At 63.8% G+C, this 18185-nt stretch carries 19 protein-coding genes; 18 read left to right on the forward strand and 1 reads right to left on the reverse strand.

Annotated elements, in window-relative coordinates; translation table 11 throughout:
- Positions 1 to 96: 96 nt before the first annotated feature.
- Positions 97 to 603 carry a metallophosphoesterase family protein gene (locus S4A8_RS13695; RefSeq protein ID WP_353162130.1) on the forward strand — a complete coding sequence of 169 codons (507 nt, stop codon included), beginning with the start codon at positions 97 to 99 and terminating at the stop codon, positions 601 to 603.
- A 366-nt stretch (positions 604 to 969) separates the two neighbouring features.
- Here S4A8_RS13695 and S4A8_RS13700 read toward each other — a convergent pair whose 3' ends face one another.
- Positions 970 to 1434 carry a hypothetical protein gene (locus S4A8_RS13700; RefSeq protein ID WP_353162127.1) on the reverse strand — a complete coding sequence of 155 codons (465 nt, stop codon included), beginning with the start codon at positions 1432 to 1434 and terminating at the stop codon, positions 970 to 972.
- Positions 1435 to 1537: 103 nt separating this feature from the next.
- On the opposite strand from S4A8_RS13700, the gene S4A8_RS13705 reads away from it, so the two are divergent.
- The 17 genes from S4A8_RS13705 to S4A8_RS13785 all read left to right on the forward strand — a co-directional run bounded on the left by S4A8_RS13705 (position 1538) and on the right by S4A8_RS13785 (position 18088).
- A complete protein-coding gene (locus S4A8_RS13705) occupies positions 1538 to 1792 on the forward strand; it encodes an antitoxin Xre/MbcA/ParS toxin-binding domain-containing protein (protein WP_353162124.1) in 255 nt (84 codons plus the stop codon).
- 260 nt (positions 1793 to 2052) lie between these two features.
- On the forward strand, positions 2053 to 2655 hold the full coding sequence (locus S4A8_RS13710; RefSeq protein ID WP_353162121.1) for an HAD family hydrolase: 603 nt from the start codon (positions 2053 to 2055) through the stop codon (positions 2653 to 2655).
- A gap of 1199 nt (positions 2656 to 3854) precedes the next feature.
- Positions 3855 to 4160 (forward strand): hypothetical protein, encoded by a 306-nt coding sequence (locus S4A8_RS13715; RefSeq protein WP_021031852.1) that lies wholly within the window; start codon positions 3855 to 3857, stop codon positions 4158 to 4160.
- Positions 4161 to 4338: 178 nt separating this feature from the next.
- On the forward strand, positions 4339 to 4758 hold the full coding sequence (locus tag S4A8_RS13720; protein ID WP_040608362.1) for a DUF411 domain-containing protein: 420 nt from the start codon (positions 4339 to 4341) through the stop codon (positions 4756 to 4758).
- Positions 4759 to 4825: 67 nt separating this feature from the next.
- On the forward strand, positions 4826 to 5065 hold the full coding sequence (locus tag S4A8_RS13725; RefSeq protein WP_353162117.1) for a hypothetical protein: 240 nt from the start codon (positions 4826 to 4828) through the stop codon (positions 5063 to 5065).
- A 173-nt stretch (positions 5066 to 5238) separates the two neighbouring features.
- On the forward strand, positions 5239 to 6687 hold the full coding sequence (locus S4A8_RS13730) for a multicopper oxidase family protein (protein WP_353220558.1): 1449 nt from the start codon (positions 5239 to 5241) through the stop codon (positions 6685 to 6687).
- Between the two features lie 46 nt (positions 6688 to 6733).
- Positions 6734 to 7360, forward strand: coding sequence for a class I SAM-dependent methyltransferase (locus tag S4A8_RS13735; protein WP_353220559.1), 627 nt, complete (start codon positions 6734 to 6736; stop codon positions 7358 to 7360).
- Between the two features lie 119 nt (positions 7361 to 7479).
- Positions 7480 to 8667 (forward strand): protein-disulfide reductase DsbD family protein, encoded by a 1188-nt coding sequence (locus S4A8_RS13740; RefSeq protein WP_353220560.1) that lies wholly within the window; start codon positions 7480 to 7482, stop codon positions 8665 to 8667.
- Positions 8660 to 9289 carry a protein-disulfide reductase DsbD domain-containing protein gene (locus S4A8_RS13745; protein WP_353220664.1) on the forward strand — a complete coding sequence of 210 codons (630 nt, stop codon included), beginning with the start codon at positions 8660 to 8662 and terminating at the stop codon, positions 9287 to 9289. The genes S4A8_RS13740 and S4A8_RS13745 overlap by 8 nt, the downstream gene beginning before the upstream one ends.
- Before the next feature lie 496 nt (positions 9290 to 9785).
- Positions 9786 to 10079, forward strand: coding sequence for an NADH-quinone oxidoreductase subunit A (locus tag S4A8_RS13750; RefSeq protein WP_434555268.1), 294 nt, complete (start codon positions 9786 to 9788; stop codon positions 10077 to 10079).
- A complete protein-coding gene (locus S4A8_RS13755; protein WP_353220561.1) occupies positions 10076 to 11383 on the forward strand; it encodes an NADH-quinone oxidoreductase subunit D-related protein in 1308 nt (435 codons plus the stop codon). The genes S4A8_RS13750 and S4A8_RS13755 overlap by 4 nt, the downstream gene beginning before the upstream one ends.
- The gene (locus S4A8_RS13760; RefSeq protein WP_353220562.1) at positions 11380 to 12297 is read left to right on the forward strand and encodes an NADH-quinone oxidoreductase subunit H; all 918 of its coding nucleotides are present in this window, start codon (positions 11380 to 11382) and stop codon (positions 12295 to 12297) included. The genes S4A8_RS13755 and S4A8_RS13760 overlap by 4 nt, the downstream gene beginning before the upstream one ends.
- Positions 12294 to 12992 (forward strand): NADH-quinone oxidoreductase subunit J family protein, encoded by a 699-nt coding sequence (locus tag S4A8_RS13765; protein ID WP_353220563.1) that lies wholly within the window; start codon positions 12294 to 12296, stop codon positions 12990 to 12992. The genes S4A8_RS13760 and S4A8_RS13765 overlap by 4 nt, the downstream gene beginning before the upstream one ends.
- Entirely contained in the window at positions 12982 to 13287 is a 306-nt protein-coding gene (gene nuoK, locus S4A8_RS13770; protein WP_006911983.1) for an NADH-quinone oxidoreductase subunit NuoK, read from the forward strand. The genes S4A8_RS13765 and nuoK overlap by 11 nt, the downstream gene beginning before the upstream one ends.
- The gene (locus S4A8_RS13775; protein ID WP_353220564.1) at positions 13287 to 15185 is read left to right on the forward strand and encodes an NADH-quinone oxidoreductase subunit 5 family protein; all 1899 of its coding nucleotides are present in this window, start codon (positions 13287 to 13289) and stop codon (positions 15183 to 15185) included. The genes nuoK and S4A8_RS13775 overlap by 1 nt, the downstream gene beginning before the upstream one ends.
- Before the next feature lies 1 nt (position 15186).
- Positions 15187 to 16677 carry a complex I subunit 4 family protein gene (locus S4A8_RS13780; protein ID WP_353220565.1) on the forward strand — a complete coding sequence of 497 codons (1491 nt, stop codon included), beginning with the start codon at positions 15187 to 15189 and terminating at the stop codon, positions 16675 to 16677.
- 1 nt (position 16678) lies between these two features.
- Entirely contained in the window at positions 16679 to 18088 is a 1410-nt protein-coding gene (locus S4A8_RS13785; protein ID WP_353180901.1) for an NADH-quinone oxidoreductase subunit N, read from the forward strand.
- Positions 18089 to 18185 lie beyond the last annotated feature (97 nt).

The following is an 18185-nucleotide window of genomic DNA, read 5'->3' on the forward strand; positions in this document are numbered from 1 at the left end:
GATTTCAGCACCCATCAGCTTCAAGGCTTGCGGCTCGGATGAACAATCTACTGAGAGGTCACACCTAGAGCTCGGGCGTGTGCCGCTGATTTGGGCGTGTATCTGCTCGAAAGAGATGAGGTACGGATCAACGGCACGCGTTTTCTCGGCTGCACCCTCTGGACGGGATTCGATGCGGGCCCTTTGGGCTGGATCCAGTCGTCTCGAATCGCGCACCCGATCGTTGCCGATTTTTCGGAAATCAGCAACGGGGCGCGGCTGCTGTCGCCATTACAAATGGTGGAATGGTATGAATACAGCGTGGGTTGGCTAACGCGTCAGCTGAGCGTCACGGATCCTGCCGTCGTCATCACGCATTTTGCGCCGTCGCTGGCTGTCGTCAATCCGATGTTCGGTATCGGTGATGAGCTCACGCCGTATTTCCACAACGATTTGGAGGCCCTGATGGGCGATGCCGCGCCGCTATGGATTTATGGCCACAATCACTGTTCAGCGAACGAGATTATTCGTCCTGCTCGCGGCGCAACGCACATTGTCAGTGATCAGCTTGGCTATCCAGATGAGCATGGCCCGTTTCAGATCGATTGCATCGTGGAGACGTGAATCACGCGCTCAAGAGATTTTCGGTTACCGGATGACCGCGTTCCCATGCAAACAATCCCTCGAGATCGACAGCGCTGTGAAGGGCGGGATCGTGTATACGCAAGCCGCGCTAATCCGCGTCTTGGGTGTGCCGCGCGTATATAGGCCCGCGGTTTAGCACCCGCGTGCCGCGATCGTGGGTGAGTTGCGTCAAACCCCGGAAATCGTAGCAACGCACCTGACTGACCGTTTCCCTGCAAAGCGTAGTACTTCGAACGAGAGAGATCGGGCCGTTTCGAACACGCTGAGCACGCAAGTGAGCAACCACCGGCTTGAGCTGATGGTCATTCACCGATGCATTAAAAGGTCCCTAATCGGCCAGGCTATCTATTCAAAAGCGCCCAAGGCCTTTGCCGGGGCAGCCTCGACGACGCGTTCGATCTGCTCCGTGCTCGTTTGCCCGGTATCGTCGGGCTTGAGTAGTTCGATCGGTGTCTGACCGCGCAGCAGCGCGGTGGGCTGATGCAACCAGAGCCATGCCACCTGTGGGTCGGATAAGTTCGAGAGTACGCCCTCCATACCTTGCGCCGGCCGGTTCAGGGCGTCCAGTTGGCCGGCCGGAAACACGAATTGGCCTGACTGTTGGCGCCAGCCGAGAAGCAGCCCGTGCGTCAGACGCTGGTGAAGCGCTTCATTCGAGATGTCGAGCCGCCGAGCCATCTCGGTCTCGGTCAACAGGCCGTCAAACGGAATATCCGGCGCGGGCGTGCTTCGGTAAAGGCGTGCTGCTTCTTTGCTGTAACTCAGTTCCTGGCTAGCCAGGTCAGGGTCCGTGTCGTCGAGATACTTCATGGGTTCCAGGGCACGCGATCTGTGCTTTCAGTTATCTTTAGCAGAAAATCGGATACGAGGCGATTGTGGCGCTGTAGGTCGAACCTGTCGATATTGATTATCAATGCGTATATTGATCTATCGAAATCGCGTGCTGCGGCGGGGACACGAGATGGGCGAGGCTACTACAACAGCCCAGCTCCTTGAACGAGCAACCCGAGCGTTCGGCGACGAAGCCAAAGCACGCCATTGGCTTTGTCGTATACAGCACCGCTTTGGTGGCGTTTCGCCACAGCAATACGCCGCCGACCCCGACCGCACGGCGATCGTGATGGCGCATCTGGCTTGCATCGAGTATGGCATTTATCCCGAGAACTGAGGGGCAGTTGCGCGGATGGCTCGGTTGCTGAAAGAGAGGGGGCGTGTAGCGCTTATCTCAAGGTTAGCGTGAAGAACGTCGGTGCCCTCATGCCCAATTCGATTCGGCCGGTTCGCTATAAAAGCCCGTCGAGTGCTGGGGCAGATTGCAATGATGCCCGGCGCCACGCGCGTTGTTCTGTGGGCCTGCGTCAGCAATGTCTTGGCATTGACGAACGCGGCTTCGTCTCCGCCCACACTATCGGAGACTCGTAGGTAGCGATGACAACACGACCCTCGGCGGTATTGTTTGATGCATTCGGCACGCTATGCAAAGCGCCGCCGGTCAGCGAGTTGCTGCCCTGGCATCGTATGATGCCGGCGAAAGAACGCCGCCGGATCCGCGACGAGTGGATGCGGGGCCGGGTCGGATGGCCAGATCTCATCGCCATAGGTGACCCCGGCCGCGCACCGCCGGAAGCCGTACTTGAGTACCAGGCGGCGGCCATCACGGCTCGTACTGAGCTTTTCTCCAACGTTCGCCGAATACTCGACGTATTGAAGCGTCGCGGGGTGCCGATGGCCGTCGTTTCGAACCTGCCGGCGCCCTACGGGCCCGCGGTACGTCGGTGCCTGGAAGATTTGATGGCCGGTTTCGCATTCAGCTACGAGGTCGGTGCGCTTAAGCCCGAGCGCGCGTTATTCGATGCCGGACTGGCGATGGTCGGCGCGCGTGCTGAACAAACACTGATGGTTGGGGATTCGCCGCATGCGGATATCGACGGCGCGGCGGCGTTGGGTATGAAGACACGGCTTGTGGATCAGCGCAGCGAATCTCCGCCGGCCACGAAACGGCTGGAGACCGTGCTCGATGCGCTCGCATAACACTGTATGTCGTGTCGCGGCGACTCGGCGCGACCGTACCGCGTGTTCGCGTAATGCCATGAGTAACGCCGTAAAGGCGGGGTGATTATCGCGCGCCCGCATGGCCTCCACGATTTGAGCGTGCTCTTCATTGATGACCAATCCAAGGTTCAGCGTCGGCGGGTTACTCATCGCCGGCCTCAGCTTTGACCCCGAACATTTGAGGCGGGCTGATGCGGCCAAGGATTCATCACAGTAGACCGGAGCTTCGAAAACCGTCGACCCGTCGAATCCTTGACTGAATATTTCACCACAGGAGATTACCGGTCTTGCTGTGATCGGCGCGTCGACGCGGAACACGTAGTTGTGTCGATCAACGCCGCGTTTCGAAGCATCGGTTTGCATGACGGCGATCGGCCCAGGCGGTGTTAAACACCGAAGGTCGAGGTTTCAGCGAGTTCGTTGTGTGCAGAGCCGCGATCTTTGACCGGACTGTTACCAGCCCGGGGTTTCACACGGACTCGGTTGCATTCGGCCACTTGCGGCATTCTAGCGGGAATCCATGGACAATCGGCAATCGATGCCAGTGGGTTTCGGGCCTGCCGGCGCATCGATGAATCGGTACACATGTGTCAGGTGTATCGATCGACTTTTCATAGATCAGGATAGATCTCGTCTCGATGCGGACGCAGTGTTCATGGCCAGAGGCCGCGCTGTGTTGGGTCACATAGGCCGGCGACGATAAGCCTTCAAGGCTTCGCCGTCTGTGTGTCAGTCCGTGATGTGCCTTTTACGTGCCACCGAATACGGCCGTGGCTCGCTAACCAGTAGGGTCAGTGTATGTCGCTTGTCATCAATGCAGCCAACCAGGCGAAGGTGAGAATGCCCGACAATTTTCTCACCCGCGCACACCGTTCTGCGGTGGCTCGAGGATGCTGGGGGACGGCACCGCTTCAAGGCGCGTGTAACCGACGATCCCTCGACTTGCTTGCAAACCGATCGATAGCGATCCGCATCGGCGTTAACGGCGAGAACGTGCTGATTGCCATCGCACGCAGGATGACAGGGTGGAGCATCAGGCACCCCTGCGGCTGATCGGTTTTGAGCTCGATTCTGTCGTTTTCGGCTTGTAAAAAAACTACAACCCTGGACCCCACTTCAGTATTGTCCGTGGAAGATAGGCGTCCTATAGTGCATTTATGAAGCGGTGTCTCGTCCACATGCTGATCGCGGTTTGGGTGCTCGGTGGCCTGTTGGCCAGTCCAGCCGTCATGGCATCGACCATGCCGGCCGAAAGTGCCGTCAGCGATTGCGTGTTGTGCGAACTGGATTCCGGACAGCCGCATTCTCCCGCCCAGGCTTCGGCTTGCGCCGTCGTCTTTTGCGGCATGGCCGCCAATATTACTGACGGTACGCTCGATCTGGCGCCTGTGCATGGTATGACGCCCGTGTTCTACGTGGCGGATCATCCAGGTCGGCGCCTGACGGGGCCCGATCCCTTCCCTCCACGTGTAATCCGCGTTTGATCTGATCGACGCGTGAGCGCGTCTTGAATCCGGACTGACGATGTTCAGGCCAGCCCACAGGCTGGTGACCTGGGCTGTCTCGCGACCCCATTTGTCGTGTGCCCCCAAGGCTTGCCGGAATCTCTTTAAAGATCACGTGGAGTCTCCTCGGATGAAATATCTACACCTTACGGACGCAGTGCGCCTGTCGCTCGTGTCCTTGTTCCTGTTTTTTGTGTCGGCCGGTCCGGTCGCGGCCACGCCTTTACAAGCCACGCTGTACCACAACCCCGGCTGCATGTGCTGCGAGCAATATGCCGAGCATCTCAATGAAAAAGGCTACGACGTCAAGATCGTGGAAAACGCAGCCTTGGCGAGCGTGAACCGACAACACGCGGTGCGACGCCAGTTGTCGTCCTGTCATACCAGCCTGATCGGTGACTACGTTGTGGTCGGACATATACCCGAGCCGGTTATCGCCCAGTTGCTGCGCGAACGGCCGGACATACGCGGTATCTCGCTGCCGGGTATGCCGACAGGCTCTCCCGGTATGCCAGGTCAGCAAAAAGAACCCTTTGCTATCCGGACGCTGGCCGGCGAAATCTATGCCACGTACTGACGTGCGTGCATCGCGTTTTATTGCGCTTTCGCCTGTTTGTTTCTTTCGATTAAAGACGAGCTGAATCATGAGATATCTCGAAACCATCGCATGGCTGCTGCTTGCGGGATTGCCCGCCACGGCCCATGCGCAGCAGGGGCCCGGCAATATGGGTAACGCCGGCATGATGGATGGCTGGATGATGCAGGGCGGCATGATGGGCGGCTCGATGATGTTCGCCTGCATGCTGTTCGCGTTGCTGATCATTGCCCTGCTGGTGCTCGGCGTTTTATCGCTGATCAAGTACCTGCGTGGTGATGTGCGGTGAGCCGTACTCACCTCAGGCAGATCTCTTGTAGCGGGGGCGGTGTGACGCACATTGATCAAAAGCGCCGAAGCCTGCTGGGTGGAATCGGCGGTGTGGCAGGGCTGGCTGCCGTATCGCCGTCGATTCTGCTCAGCGCCTGCACAAACGAGGGGTCAGCAGACAGTGGCAGCGGCGTGGCACCGGCGCACGGTGCTGACAATGGTGAAGTCGACGTCGATTTTCGACTGCGTGCCCGGCGCGATACGGTGCCGTTACTGCCGGGCACGCCGAGCGAGGTCTGGCGTTATGACGCCACGTTGGTCGATGGGCCTGCGAATACGCTGTCTTCGATCAACAACAGCTACCCGGGACCGCTGATTCGACTAAGTCGGGGACAGCGCGTGCGTGCAACGCTGGAAAACCGGTTGCCCGAGGACACCACGGTCCACTGGCACGGCTTGCACGTGCCGCCCGATGTCGACGGCCAGCCGCGCCTGCCGATCAAGCCGGGCGAGGATATGGCCGTCACCTTCGACGTGCGCGACCGCGCGGGGCTGTACTGGTATCACCCGCACCCTCACGGCCCGGACGGTGGCCGCGTCGGTTTTCAGAGCTATGCCGGGCTGGCCGGCCCGCTGGTGATCGAGGACGATATCGAACGCGGGCTCGCACTGCCCGGCGGCGAGCAGGAACTGATCCTGATCCTGCAGGATCGCAGTTTCGCCGGCGATAATGCGTTGCGCTATATGGACGGCATGGGGGCGATGATGGCCCGAATGCGGGGATTTTTCGGTGATCGCGTCCTGGTCAACGGCCGTCCGCCGCGAACCCGCGACGTCGCCACTCGCCCTTATCGCCTGCGGATTCTCAACGGGTCCAATGCCCGTATCTACAAGCTGGCCTGGAGCGACGGCCGGCCGGTGACGGTGATCGGGACCGACGGCGGACTGCTGGCTAAACCGCAGCGGCTGGCGTATGTGACCCTGGCGCCGGCCCAGCGCGTGGATGTGTGGCTCGACTTGTCTGGAGCGCAGGTCGGTGAGCGGCTACGCCTTATCAGCGACGCCTACCAGACCGGGATGATGGGCGGTATGGGCGCCATGATGGGCCGATCAGCGTTGCCGGCAGGCGCGCGATTCGATCTGCTGGGCCTGCGCGTAACCGATCGTGTACGCGACGGGCGGCCATTGCCGCCGGATCTGGATTCGACGCCTGTGTTGCCAGCGGTAACGTCTGACACGCCAATACGCCGGTTCGAGCTCGGCATGCGCATGATGCGTGGTTTTTTCATCAACGGGCGCCAATTCGAAGGCGCGACCGTGGCCGACGACGAAGTCGTTCGGTTGGGCCAAACCGAAATCTGGGAATTCGTCAACGACACCATGATGCCGCACCCGATGCACGTGCACGGCCTGCAGTTCGCGGTGGTGGAGCGCCGGCGTATGAACGACCGGCGCGGCTGGTCGGGCCTGGACTCGGGACTCGTCGATGCCGGTCTGCTGGACACGGTGCTGGTGCTGCCGGGCGAACGGGTGCGTATCGCGCTGACGTTCACCGATTTCGAGGGGCTCTATCTTTACCACTGTCACAACATGGAGCACGAGGACAGCGGCATGATGCGCTATTACCGCGTGCGCGCATGACCGGCCGCAGACTGGCACGCGAAAAAGACACGATTGTCGATCGGCAATGAAGACACAAAACCGGGTCGTCAAGGAATACAAGCGACTCGCGAACGCGTATGACCGCAAGTGGGCGTTCTATATCGAAGCGACCACCCGCGAAACCATCGCGCGCCTGCCCCTGCGGGCCGAGGATCGGTTGCTCGATATCGGCTGCGGCACCGGCGCCTTGCTGCATCGTCTTGCGGCGACGCATTCGGCCGGCTATCTGGCCGGGGTGGATCCCGTGGCGCACATGCTGGAGGCAGCGCGCCATAAACTTTCGCCGGCAGTCGAGCTTCATCAAGGCTGGGCCGAGCAGTTGCCGTTTGCCGACTCGCAGTTCGACACCGTGGTGTCCTGCAACATGTTTCATTTTATCGGCCGGCCCGTTGAGGCGCTGGGCGAAATACGGCGCGTTTTGCAGCCCGGCGGGCAACTCGTTATCACGGACTGGTGCGGCGATTACTGGATGTGCCGATTGTTCGAGCAATATCAGCGCCTGCTCGGCCGTGCGCACGCCCGGATCTACCGGGCGCGTGACTGCAGGCGGCTGCTCGAACGGACCGGTTTTGTCGTGGAGGCTACCGACACCTACAAGATCAACTGGCGGTGGGGGCTCATGACCATTCGGTGTGCTCGTGTGTCCGCTTAGGCCAAAAAAGCAGCCTGATCGCTTGGGTATGCCACGATGATAATGACTATCAGCACGTTGGCCCTCTGCGCCGCGCGGGTCGCAGCGGGTACCGTCAACCGCAAAGGCGACTCGATGTCATGACGATCTGGACGAACCTGGCGCTGGCGATGGCGGCCGGGGCTTTGCTCAACCTGACCCCCTGCGTATTGCCCGCATTGCCGATCAAGTTGCGCACCATCGCGCGGGCCGTCGGCAACGGCCGGCGACAACGACTGATCGCGGCCGTCGCACTGCTGGCGGGTACACTCACTTTTTTCGGTGCGCTCGCGGTAGCTACGGCGACATTGAACTGGACCTGGGGCAGCCTGTTCCAGGCAGCCTGGTTCCGGGCCGCATTGGCGCTGCTGCTGGCCGGCCTTGGCGTTTACAGTCTCGCCGGAGGCGGTGTCCAACCGCCGCAATGGGTTTACCGGATCCAAGCGAGCGGCTACGCCGAGCCTTATCTGGCCGGCTTGCTGGCGGCAGTCCTGTCGACACCCTGTACCGGGCCTTTTCTCGGTGGCGTCATGGCATTTGCTCTTACCCAGACGCCGAGCACCATCTTTATGTTGTTCATTGCGGTGGGTATTGGCTTGGCCTTGCCGTATCTGATTCTGCTGGCCCGGCCCGGGTTGCTCTCGCGTATACCGCGCAGCGGGCCCTGGCTGCAACGCGTGCAACAGGTCATGGGTCTGGCGCTATTGGCGGGTGCGACCTTCTTTGCGACTACCGTGCTGGGAGAACGCTTCGCCACGCTATTGTGGGCCGTCTGGCTCGGCGCGCTGACGTTCTGGCTGTTTCGTGCATTCGCTGTCGGCCCCGGGGTCGGTGCCCGGCTGGTTCCGGCGGTGGTGCTGGCGCTGGTTGCCGTGAGCACCGTCGCGATTGGCCTCAACCGCAACGGCGCCGCGGCACATGACCTGTCCTGGCAGCCGCTGACCGAGCCAGCGCTGGCGTCTGCCCGAGCTGCCAATCGCCCGGTGCTGATCGAATTTACCGCCGACTGGTGCATCAACTGCAAGGTTCTGGAGCAGACCGTTTATGCCGATGAAGCGATTGCGCACGTCGTCGAAGCGACAAACATGCGTGTCCTGCGCGCCGATCTGACTCGGCCGGACGCGAAGCTTGACGCCTATCTGCGCTCGTTCGGCGGTGCCGGCCTGCCGTTTGCCGTGGTGCTGAAGCCCGACGGCGCCATCCACCAGCGCTTACCCGATCTATTCACCGTCGGTACGTTGAAAACGGCGATAGAAACCAGCGTGGAGTCAACTCGTGGCAATGATTAAAAACATCGTGATCCGCTGGCTTGCGCCCTCGGCAAGCGCGGCAGTCGTGGGCGGCATTTTCCTGTTCTGGCAGTGGCCAGCGCCGGGCGATATGCGCAACGCACAGACAGCAGGTGACCGGTCGGCGTCGACGACGAGTGACTCGAGCGCGGATATCGTGGCGCTCTACTCGCAATCCGAGGCGCAGACCCAGCAGGCCGAGCCCGGCAGTTCGGCGCAGACGCGGCAGATGTCGAGTTCGGACCATGTCGAGCTCAACGCATCCCGGGACGGTGATATTGTTCGAATCGAGCTGGCGATAGAGCCGCCGTGGCATATCAACGCCAACCCGGCTTCACTCGACTTTCTTATTTCCACTGAAGCCGAACTCATGGACAACGGCATTCGAGTATCGGCGAATATGAGTTATCCGGCAGGCGAGCAAATCGATGTCGGTCTCGGTGAACCGATCCAGGTGTATTCCGGACGGCTGGAGCTGATCACGAATCTGGCCGCATCGGACCACGACAGGCCCTTGAAAGCGCGGGCGCGCATACAGGCATGCAATGACTCAGGGCTTTGTTTGCCGCCGTCGACGCTGTCGAGCGGCGTAGTCGATACTGGACAAAACGCTCCGCATTGACTTTGTGGCGAGTGTCTTCAAAAAAGCGCAAAGTTCGAACCCTGAACCGTAGTCTAGGGTTAGCGGCTACATATACGCGGTAAAATCCGTATCTGTCACAATAACGAACCTATATGTATCTGTATCACAATATAAAAATGTCAGCATCGCGATCATTGTGTCATGCCTTGAACGGTCTGAGCGGTCTCATTCAGAACGCAGCTATTTGACGACATAAAGACGTTCTGTCCATTCTGTTTCTAGCACCGTAGGAAATCGATCCAGCGCTTGGTGAGGGCCGCCGCGTTATGCGGACGGATCGCTTGTCTGCCGCTGGATTCTTCATCTGCCCGAAGGATCGGTTGTATTCGGCTGTAGGGCGGGCATGAGTGGTCGCAGCGGGGCGTTGGCGGTCCCGGGCGCGTGTGCGCGCCACGGCGAAAGAGGAGACAAGCCGTTGATTGATCTATTTCTGCTCAGCGTTGTGTTCCTGTTTCTGGCTGGCTGTGCGCTCGCTTTGCAACGGCTGGCACAGCCAGCGGGTCTGCCCGGTGTGACCGAGCCACAGAAAACACCGGTACTGGGCGGTCACGAACCGGGCACCCATGCCTGGCAGCGCTACCACGTGCGCTTCTACTCCATGACCCTGCTGTTCATCGCCTTTGAGATGGAAATGATGTTCATGTACCCGTGGGCGGTGGTGTATGTCGCCGAGGGGGTCAAGGCGATCATGGAGATGGGCATGTTCCTGGCGATCCTGTCGATCGGCATCATCTATGGCTGGCGCGAGGGCATATTTCGGTGGCAATGAGCGCGCTTCGCAAACTGGCGGCCGCCGCACCCGTGCCGTTGTTCGTCGCCGAAGGCGAGGGCGGGCGCGAACGAATCGAGGATTTTGCGCTGTCTCCGAATATCGACTGGGTGGCCAGCCCGCGGCACGCGAGCATCCTGCTGGTCGTCGGGCGAATCCGCGCGGCGGATCGCGAGGCACTGCAGCGCGTCCACGACCAGCTCCCGCACCCGCGGGCCACGCTATGCTGGGGCGCGGACACGGGACTCGATCTGCCGGAGGCGCACAGCCTGGCCGCGGATGCCGATCCGGTAGCGGCTATGCAGACGCTTTACCGGGAGCTGCTGGCCGGGGCGCGCGATTCGGAGGCGCATCTGCTGGCCGACGAGCCGCCGGCGCCGTGGCGCGGCCTTGGCGACCACGGCCAGGGCGGCAAAGGAATGATGGGCGGCACGCCTTACGGTCGGCCCATGCCCATGCCGCCCCAGCCGGATATTCGCGATGGCCTGAACCTGGATCCCTATACCGCGCGCTTCGGGCCGTATCTGCCGCTGTTGCCGTCTGGGCTGGTGCTCGAACTCACGCTGCAGGGCGATGTGGTTCAATCCGCGACCGTGATTCGGCCACCTTACGAGCCGGATGCTGCGCTGCTCGAGTCCTTTCGGCGCGCGCTCACCCAACCGGTGGCGATCGCCACGCTGGAACGCCTGCGCGCCGGACATCACCTACGCTGCGTGGCGCAGGTGCTAACCCTGCTGCAGTTACTGTCCGGAGCCGAGCGCTGTCGGCGCATGGCGCATGCCGTCGAGGCGGGAAAGAGCGCCGACATCGCCGGGCTATATCGGAGGCTGCGGCGCAGCGGCGCCCTGCGCGCGATCCCGATGGGACTCGGGCGCCTGACGGCAGCCGAGGCGGCCGCGCTCGGTGGCGTCGTCCAGCGCGCCGCCGGCGAACCCGCCGACGCGCGGGTGGATCAGGCGTCCTACCAGGCAGTGGGCTTCGAGCCCGTGGTCCGGGACGCAGGCACGGCGCGGGCCCGGGTCGATCAGTGGCTGGCCGAGGCAGCGCAGTCCATGGCTCTGATCCGTGCCGCCGGCGATGCAACGATCCAGGGCACGTCGCTGGAAGGCCCTTGCGGTCGCGTCTCGCGCGATGAACCCGAGCCCGCCGCTGCGCCCGATCTTGCGCAACGACTGCCGGGGCTGGAATGGGGCCAGGCGCTGTTGCTGTTGGCAAGCTTCGACCGCGCGGCGCTGGTACGGATGCTGCCCGTCGCCGAAGCAAAAGATGACGGCGACGCAGCAGACGAGGCGGACAGCAAATGATCGCGCTGGCCACATTCCTCGGTGTGCTCGTGCTGCTCGGGTTCGGCGCCTGGTGGGTCGCCGCGCTCGACGGACTGGTCACCGGCTGGATGGCCGGAAGGCCGCTTGCGCGGGTCGCGGTGCGGCCGCTACAGCGGGCAGCGGCTTTGCTCATCCAGCAGCAGAATGAAACCGAGCGCCCGGATCTTTTGAACTGGAAGCTCGCCCCCGCGCTGTATCTGGCCCTGGCCGGCGTCGGCCTGGCGGTGGTGCCGTTCGCGCCCGACGCGGTGTTGTTCGATTATGAGGTCGGCATCGTGCTGTGGGGCGCCGTCGAGGCGCTGACCGTGGTGGTCGTATTCCTGCACGGCTGGTCGGCCAACTCGCAGCTCGCCATGATCGGCGCCTATCGCTATGTGGCCATCGGCCTGCCGGTCATGCTTTTGAGCATGTTTGTGCTCATCGCCGCGGCGCTGCCCGCCGAGTCGTTGTCGGTGCCTGCGGTGGTCGAGTCCCAGCGCGGTCTGTGGAACGTGGTCCGTCAGCCGCTGGGATTGCCGCTGTTTCTGTTGCTGGGGCTGTCCCTGACCCTGCGCGGGCCGTTCAACTACGCGGACGCCAGCGATCTGGCCGGCGGCACGAGCGTCGAGGTGTCCGGCGCCTCGCGGCTGGTCTGGGAGGCCGCCCGGCTGGCCATGCTGGTGGCCTTCGCGGCCATGGCGAGCAGCGCCTTCCTGGGCGGCTATCTGGGTCCGTGGTTGCCGGGCCCGGTATGGCTGGTGCTCAAGACCGCCGCGCTGCTGGTACCGCTGGTGGCCCTGAGCCACGCCTTCGCCCGGCTGTCGCCGTCGCGCATGCTCACGCTGCTGTGGATCGTGCTCATGCCGCTGGCCTTTGTCGATCTGATTCTCGCCGGGCTGGAGGCGCTGGCATGAGCGGTATCGATCTCGCCTTCTACGCGCTGTCGGCGATCGCGATCATCAGCGGCTGGCGAGTGTTCGCCACCGATTCCATGGTGCGCGCCTCGTTTTTGCTGTTGCTGTCCTTCATCGCGGTCGGCCTGACCATGCTGTTGCTCGCCGCGCCTTATCTGGGCGTGGCGACGGTGTTCATGATGGCGGTGGAGATGATGGTCATGGCCCTGTTCATGGTCATGTTCATGATGAACCCGGCCGGGCTCAATCCCATGATGATGGTCCATCAGCATCGTTTTTCGCTGGCCGCGGGTGGCGTGGCCTTCGTCGGTCTGGCCGCCCTCACGCTCGTGACCGAGTTTCCGGCCGATCCAGTGGCCGCCGGCAAGCCGGTGATCCGCGATCTTGGCATCGAGCTGCTCGGCGATTCGATGCTGATCTTCGAATCGGCCGGCGTGACCCTGCTGGCGACCATGGTCGGCTCGGTGATCTTGTCCAGCCGCAGCGGGCGTTTTGGTGCAGCCGACACTGGCTCGCAGCCGCCGCCGCTCGTACCCGGCGGCGAGCCCGCGGGCCGCGTGCCCGAGGCGGGCGGCGGCCATCATCACCATCATCACGGCCATGGCCACAATCACGACCATGGCCATGGCCATGGCCACGGCCATGAGCATGGCCATGAGCACTGTGATAGCGAGGGCGGCCATCATGAGCATTGAGGCAATCATGATCGTGGCTAGCGCGCTGATCGGCATCGGTGTGTACGGCGCGCTGTCGCAGCAGTCGTTCGTCATGCTGATGATGGGCCTGGAACTGATGCTCAACGGCACGCTGCTGGCGGTGGTTGGCTTCTGGTCCCGCACGGCGGCCGGCGTGCCCGAAGGCCAGTTGCTGGCGATCGTGGTCATGGCCGTGATGGCGATCGAGATGTCGATCGGCTTCGCGCTGGTCGCCGCCGTTTACCGCAAGCGCCAGGCTGACGTCACCGAAGGCCTGCCGACGATGAAGCACTGATGCTCTGGGGGTTGCCAGTCATTCCGCTGCTGGCCGGGCTCGGCCTGTTCCTGGCTGCGCCCGAACGGCGGGGCACGCTGACGGGGGCCGCCGTCGCGGCGATGGCGGTGACGCTGCTGCTGGCGATAACGGCCGTGGCGGGCGACTGGCAGGCCACGCTCGTCTGGAGCCCGGCCCTGCAGTTACAGGCCGGGCTGCCCCCGGTCGCCGCCGTGATGGCCGTGCTGGTGCCGGCGGTGGCGCTGCCAATCGTCCTCTATGCAGGTGTCCATGAGGCAAGTCAGGGGCTGGCCCGGCTGCTCGCGCTGCTGCTGGCCTTCGTCGGTGCCATGGAGCTGCTCGTCATCGCCGGCGACTGGCTGACCCTGCTCATCGGCTGGGAGCTGGTGGGCGCCTGCTCCTGGGCGCTGATCGGCCACCAGTGGCGCGACGCGGCCAACCCGCAGAGCGGCCTTTATGCCTTCATCACCACGCGGCTGGGCGATCTGGGGCTGTTCATTGCCGCCATGGCGGCGTTCGCGGGCACCGGCTCACTGGCCTTCGCCGATCTCGGCGCGCTCGACGGCGTGCTGTTGCAGGTGCTCACCGTCGGCGTTGTGGTCTCGGCGGCGGCCAAGTCGGGCCAGGTGCCGTTCGCGCCCTGGCTGTTTCGGGCCATGGCCGGGCCGAGTTCGGTTTCCGCGCTGCTGCATGCGGCGACCATGGTGGCCGCCGGCGCTTATCTGTTGTTGCGATTGCAGCCGCAGCTTTCGGTCGTGGGCTGGTTTGGCCCGGCGGTGTTGACGATTGGTCTGATAACAGCGCTGGCCGGCGGGCTTGCCGCCATGCTGCAGGATCACGCCAAGAAACTGCTGGCGGCCTCGACCTCGGCCCAGTTCGGGCTGATGTTCATCGCTGTCGGCGCTGGCTATCCGCTCATCGCGCTCGCCCATCTGGTGGCCCACGCCGCGTTCAAGGCGCCGCTGTTTCTGGCCGCCGGCAGCGCCGGTGAGCGCGCCGGGACCTATCAACTGGCCGAGATGCGCGTGGGGCGTGCCCTGCCGGTGCTCGCCGGCCTCACCGCCATTGCCGCGCTGGCGCTGGCCGGCGTGCCGCCGCTGGGGGCGGCCTGGACCAAGGAAGCCATCGTCAGTGCCGCTGGCCATATTCATCCGTTGCTGGCGGTCGCGGTGATGCTCGCCGGCGGCTTCAGCGCTGCCTACGCGGTGCGGTTTCAGTTGCTGGCCTTTGGCTGGTCGCAAGACGCGCAAGGTGCGGACACGCGCTGGCAAACGGGCGCAATCGCGCTGCTGGTGGCCATGACCGCGGTGCTGTCGCTGCTGTGGCTGCCGGCCAGCGAGCGTGTGCTGACCGAGACGTTAGGCCTGTCGCTACCCGCCGCGCCGCCCTGGGAATGGATCGCCTCGCTGCTGGTCCTGGCGTTGGGCCTCTATGTGGGGCGTTTGCTCTCGGCGCACCCCGAATGGCTTGCGGAACACCCGGAGGCGGCCCGCACCGCCGATTGGCTGGGATTGCCGACCGCGATACGCGTCCTTGTCATTCAGCCGGTGATGGGGCTGTCTCGTCGGCTCGCCCGATACGACGATCACGGCGTTGATCGTCTGCCCTGGCTGGCCGCTGCCGTGGTGCAAAAAATCAGCGCAAGGCTGGCCGATTACGGCGAGGCGGCCGCCGATACCTTGCCCGGCGGGGCGGCGGCCGTCGGCCTGTGGCTGGCCGATCTCGGCGGGCGCACGGGCGAATGGCTGGCAGACGGGCTGGCCGAAGGATCCGCGCGTCTGGTGGCCGTCGGCGGCGCGGATACCCGGCGTCTGCAGACCGGCCTGTCGCATCACTACTATGCGCTGATCGCGGTCGGCTTCGTTGTGCTATTCGTTCTGGCTCTTTGGTGGATCTGACATGCTGACACTGGTGGTTCTCGTCCCCTTGCTCGCCGCGCTCGCGCTGGTGCTGTGGCCCGGTGTTTCGGCGGCCACCGCCCGCGGGTTCGCAACCGCGATTGCCACAATCCCGCTGTTGCTGCTGGTCGCGGTCTGGGCCGGCTTCAATACCGACACCGGGGCGCCGGCGTTCCAGTCGGTGGTCGAGGTGCCCTGGATTCCGGCGCTCGGCGTGGCCTGGCGCCTCGGGGTGGACGGCATCGCGCTGTCTATCGTGCTCATGAGCGCACTGCTGTTCGTCGCCGCCATTGCCTGGCCGGCGGACACGCAGGGTCGGGCACGCGCCTATTACGCCTGGTTTTTGTTCCTCATGGGGGCATCGCTGGGGCTGTTTCTGACCCTCGATCTGCTGCTGTTCTATGTCTTCTTCGACCTCAGCCTGGTCGGCATGTATTTTCTGATCGGGCGCTGGGGCCACGGCGATGCGCGCCGGGCCGCGCTCAAGTTCTTTGTCTACACGCTGGCCGGTTCGCTGCCGCTGCTGCTGGCCATTATCGCGCTGTATCTGTCCATCGAGCCGCATACCTTCGATATGCGCGCGCTGATCGCGGCCCAGCCGGTGGCGGGCATGGACCTGCGCGCCGGTCTGATTCTGCTTGGTTTCGTGATCGCCTTTGCCATCAAGACGCCGTTGTTCCCGGTGCATACCTGGCTGCCGCCGGCCCACGTCAACGCCCCGGCGCCGGCTTCGGCCATCCTAGCCGGCGTGCTGCTGAAGATGGGCACGTACGGGCTCATTCGCATCCCGTATTCGATGATGACGGCGACCTTTGGCCGCTACGCGCTGTGGCTCGGCGTGCTGGCGGTCATCTCCATCCTCTGGGGGGCGCTGGTCGCGCTCGCGCAAAAGGATTTCAAGCGTCTGATCGCCTACACCTCGATCAATCATATGGGTTATGCGGTGCTCGGTATCGCCGCGGCCGGCGCGCTGGTCGACGGCGAGGAGGCCGCGCGGGCACTCGCGCTCACGGGTGCGACGGTCGAGATGGTCGCCCACGGCCTGATCACCGGTTCGCTGTTTCTGATCACCGGATCCTTCTGGCAGCGCACTCAGAACTATGCGATCGATTACTACGGCGGCCTGGCGCAGCCCGCGCCGCGCCTGACCGGGGCGATGATCGTGGCGGCGTTCGCCAGTCTCGGCCTGCCGGGCCTGGCCGGCTTTGTGGCCGAGTTCCAGATTTTTGTCGGCACCTTCGCGATCTATCCCTGGCTGGCCGCGATCGGCCTGCTGGGCATCCTGATCACCGCCGTGCTGTTCCTGAAGATGATCCAGCAACTGTTCTTTGGCGAGCTGCCGGACAAGCTGGCCGGCTTTACCGATCTGCACGCGGTCGAGGGCGTGATCCTGCTGGCGCTGCTGGTACTGGTGGTGGTGATCGGCGTCTATCCGATGTGGCTGCTGGAACTGATCAACAGCGCGAGTACCGTCCTGGTCGGAGGGCGCTGAGTTGTCGCCGGTTCCCGTTCTACCGGAGATCGCGGTCCTGGTCACGGCGGTGGTCACGCTGCTGACCGCCGCCTTCGTGCCCCAGCGTCTGCAGTGGCTGGGCGCGCCGCTGGCGCTGATCGGCCTCACCGTGGCCACGGTACTCGCGATCGCCCAGCTCGGCGGGCCGCCGCAGTCGGCCTTTTCCGGGGTCTGGGCGCTGGACGGCGCGGCTATCTGGGGGCGATTGCTGATCCTCGTCGCGGCCGCGGTGTGCGTGCTGCTCGCCCCGGCCTGGTTCGCGCGCGATCGGCGCCACGGCGAGTACTACGCCATGCTGCTGCTGTCCACGCTCGGCGTGCTGCTACTCGCCGGGGCCATGGACATGCTGCAGCTCGTCATGGGCGTGCTGTTGTCGTCGGTGACCGGCTACGTGCTGGCGGCCTATCACCGCGACTGGGCGCTGTCGGTCGAGGCCGGCATGAAGTACTTTCTCATCGGCGCGCTCACCAACGCATTGCTGGTGATCGGCGTTACCCTGCTGTTCGGCCTGTTTGGTACCACCGACTACGCGGTGCTGGCCGCGGCGCTCGACGGCGCGCCGGGTCAGGCGATGACGTTACTAGCGTTGACCCTGGTCGTGATCGGCATCGCCTTCAAGCTCGGCGCGGTGCCCGCACACGCCTGGCTGCCCGATGTCGCCGAGGGCGCCCCGGCGCCGGCCGCGGCCTTCCTCACGGTCGTGCCCAAGATCGGCGCCGGCGTCGCGCTGATTCGGCTGTTGGAGATCTTTCCCGCCGACATGATCGCCTGGCGGCCGATTCTCGCCGTGCTGTCGGTGGCGACGATGACGCTCGGCAACCTGGGCGCGCTGGCCCAGACCGATGTGCGCCGCCTGATCGGCTGGTCGTCCGTCTCCCAGTCCGGCTATGCGCTCATGGCGATCACCGTCGTCGGGCTTAGCGCTCAGGCCCTGCCGGCCCTGCTGTTCTTTCTGGCCGGCTACGCCGTCGCCAACCTGGCTGCCTTCGCCATGATTACCTGGCTGCGCGGGCGCACCGACCTGGCCCACTACGCAGGCCTCTCGGCGTCGCGACCGCTGGCCGCGGCCGTACTGGTAATCGCTTTTCTGTCGCTCGTCGGTATTCCGCCGCTCGCCGGCTTCGTCGGCAAGCTGATGCTGTTCGTCGCCGCCATCGACGCCGGCTACGCCTGGCTGGCCGTGGTCGCCGTGATCAATACGGTGATCTCGCTGTTCTACTATCTGCGCGTGCTGGGCCCGATGTATTTCGACGACGCCGAGGCACCGGTCCATACGCTCGGTGTATCGGCGGCCGTGGCCATGCTCGCGGCCGGTCTGCTTACCGTGCTGGTTGGCATGCTCGCCCAGCCGCTGCTGGCAGCGCTGGGATCGGCGGTTTTGTTGCCTTGAGTCGCAGCCACCGGTGTTCAGCCGTCCGTCGGAGGTTCCGTTTGCGCCGGCCGTACGTTTGGAATGCTGGTTTCACTACCGTGCATCTACGTGGAAG

Origin of the sequence: Salinisphaera sp. S4-8 (assembly GCF_040361235.1) — a bacterium.
Classification (GTDB): Bacteria; Pseudomonadota; Gammaproteobacteria; order Nevskiales; family Salinisphaeraceae; genus Salinisphaera.

What these genes read in the sequence shown, in the direction of transcription:
- S4A8_RS13715 (WP_021031852.1), top strand. Translation starts at nt 3,855, where the DNA reads ATGCTGATCGCGGTTTGGGTGCTCGGTGGCCTGTTGGCCAGTCCAGCC.
- S4A8_RS13705 (WP_353162124.1), top strand. Translation starts at nt 1,538, where the DNA reads ATGCGTATATTGATCTATCGAAATCGCGTGCTGCGGCGGGGACACGAG.
- S4A8_RS13775 (WP_353220564.1), top strand. Translation starts at nt 13,287, where the DNA reads ATGCTCTGGGGGTTGCCAGTCATTCCGCTGCTGGCCGGGCTCGGCCTG.
- S4A8_RS13735 (WP_353220559.1), top strand. Translation starts at nt 6,734, where the DNA reads ATGAAGACACAAAACCGGGTCGTCAAGGAATACAAGCGACTCGCGAAC.
- S4A8_RS13710 (WP_353162121.1), top strand. Translation starts at nt 2,053, where the DNA reads ATGACAACACGACCCTCGGCGGTATTGTTTGATGCATTCGGCACGCTA.
- S4A8_RS13725 (WP_353162117.1), top strand. Translation starts at nt 4,826, where the DNA reads ATGAGATATCTCGAAACCATCGCATGGCTGCTGCTTGCGGGATTGCCC.
- S4A8_RS13760 (WP_353220562.1), top strand. Translation starts at nt 11,380, where the DNA reads ATGATCGCGCTGGCCACATTCCTCGGTGTGCTCGTGCTGCTCGGGTTC.
- S4A8_RS13745 (WP_353220664.1), top strand. Translation starts at nt 8,660, where the DNA reads ATGATTAAAAACATCGTGATCCGCTGGCTTGCGCCCTCGGCAAGCGCG.
- S4A8_RS13755 (WP_353220561.1), top strand. Translation starts at nt 10,076, where the DNA reads ATGAGCGCGCTTCGCAAACTGGCGGCCGCCGCACCCGTGCCGTTGTTC.
- nuoK (WP_006911983.1), top strand. Translation starts at nt 12,982, where the DNA reads ATGAGCATTGAGGCAATCATGATCGTGGCTAGCGCGCTGATCGGCATC.
- S4A8_RS13765 (WP_353220563.1), top strand. Translation starts at nt 12,294, where the DNA reads ATGAGCGGTATCGATCTCGCCTTCTACGCGCTGTCGGCGATCGCGATC.
- S4A8_RS13700 (WP_353162127.1), bottom strand. Translation starts at nt 1,434, where the DNA reads ATGAAGTATCTCGACGACACGGACCCTGACCTGGCTAGCCAGGAACTG.
- S4A8_RS13780 (WP_353220565.1), top strand. Translation starts at nt 15,187, where the DNA reads ATGCTGACACTGGTGGTTCTCGTCCCCTTGCTCGCCGCGCTCGCGCTG.
- S4A8_RS13740 (WP_353220560.1), top strand. Translation starts at nt 7,480, where the DNA reads ATGACGATCTGGACGAACCTGGCGCTGGCGATGGCGGCCGGGGCTTTG.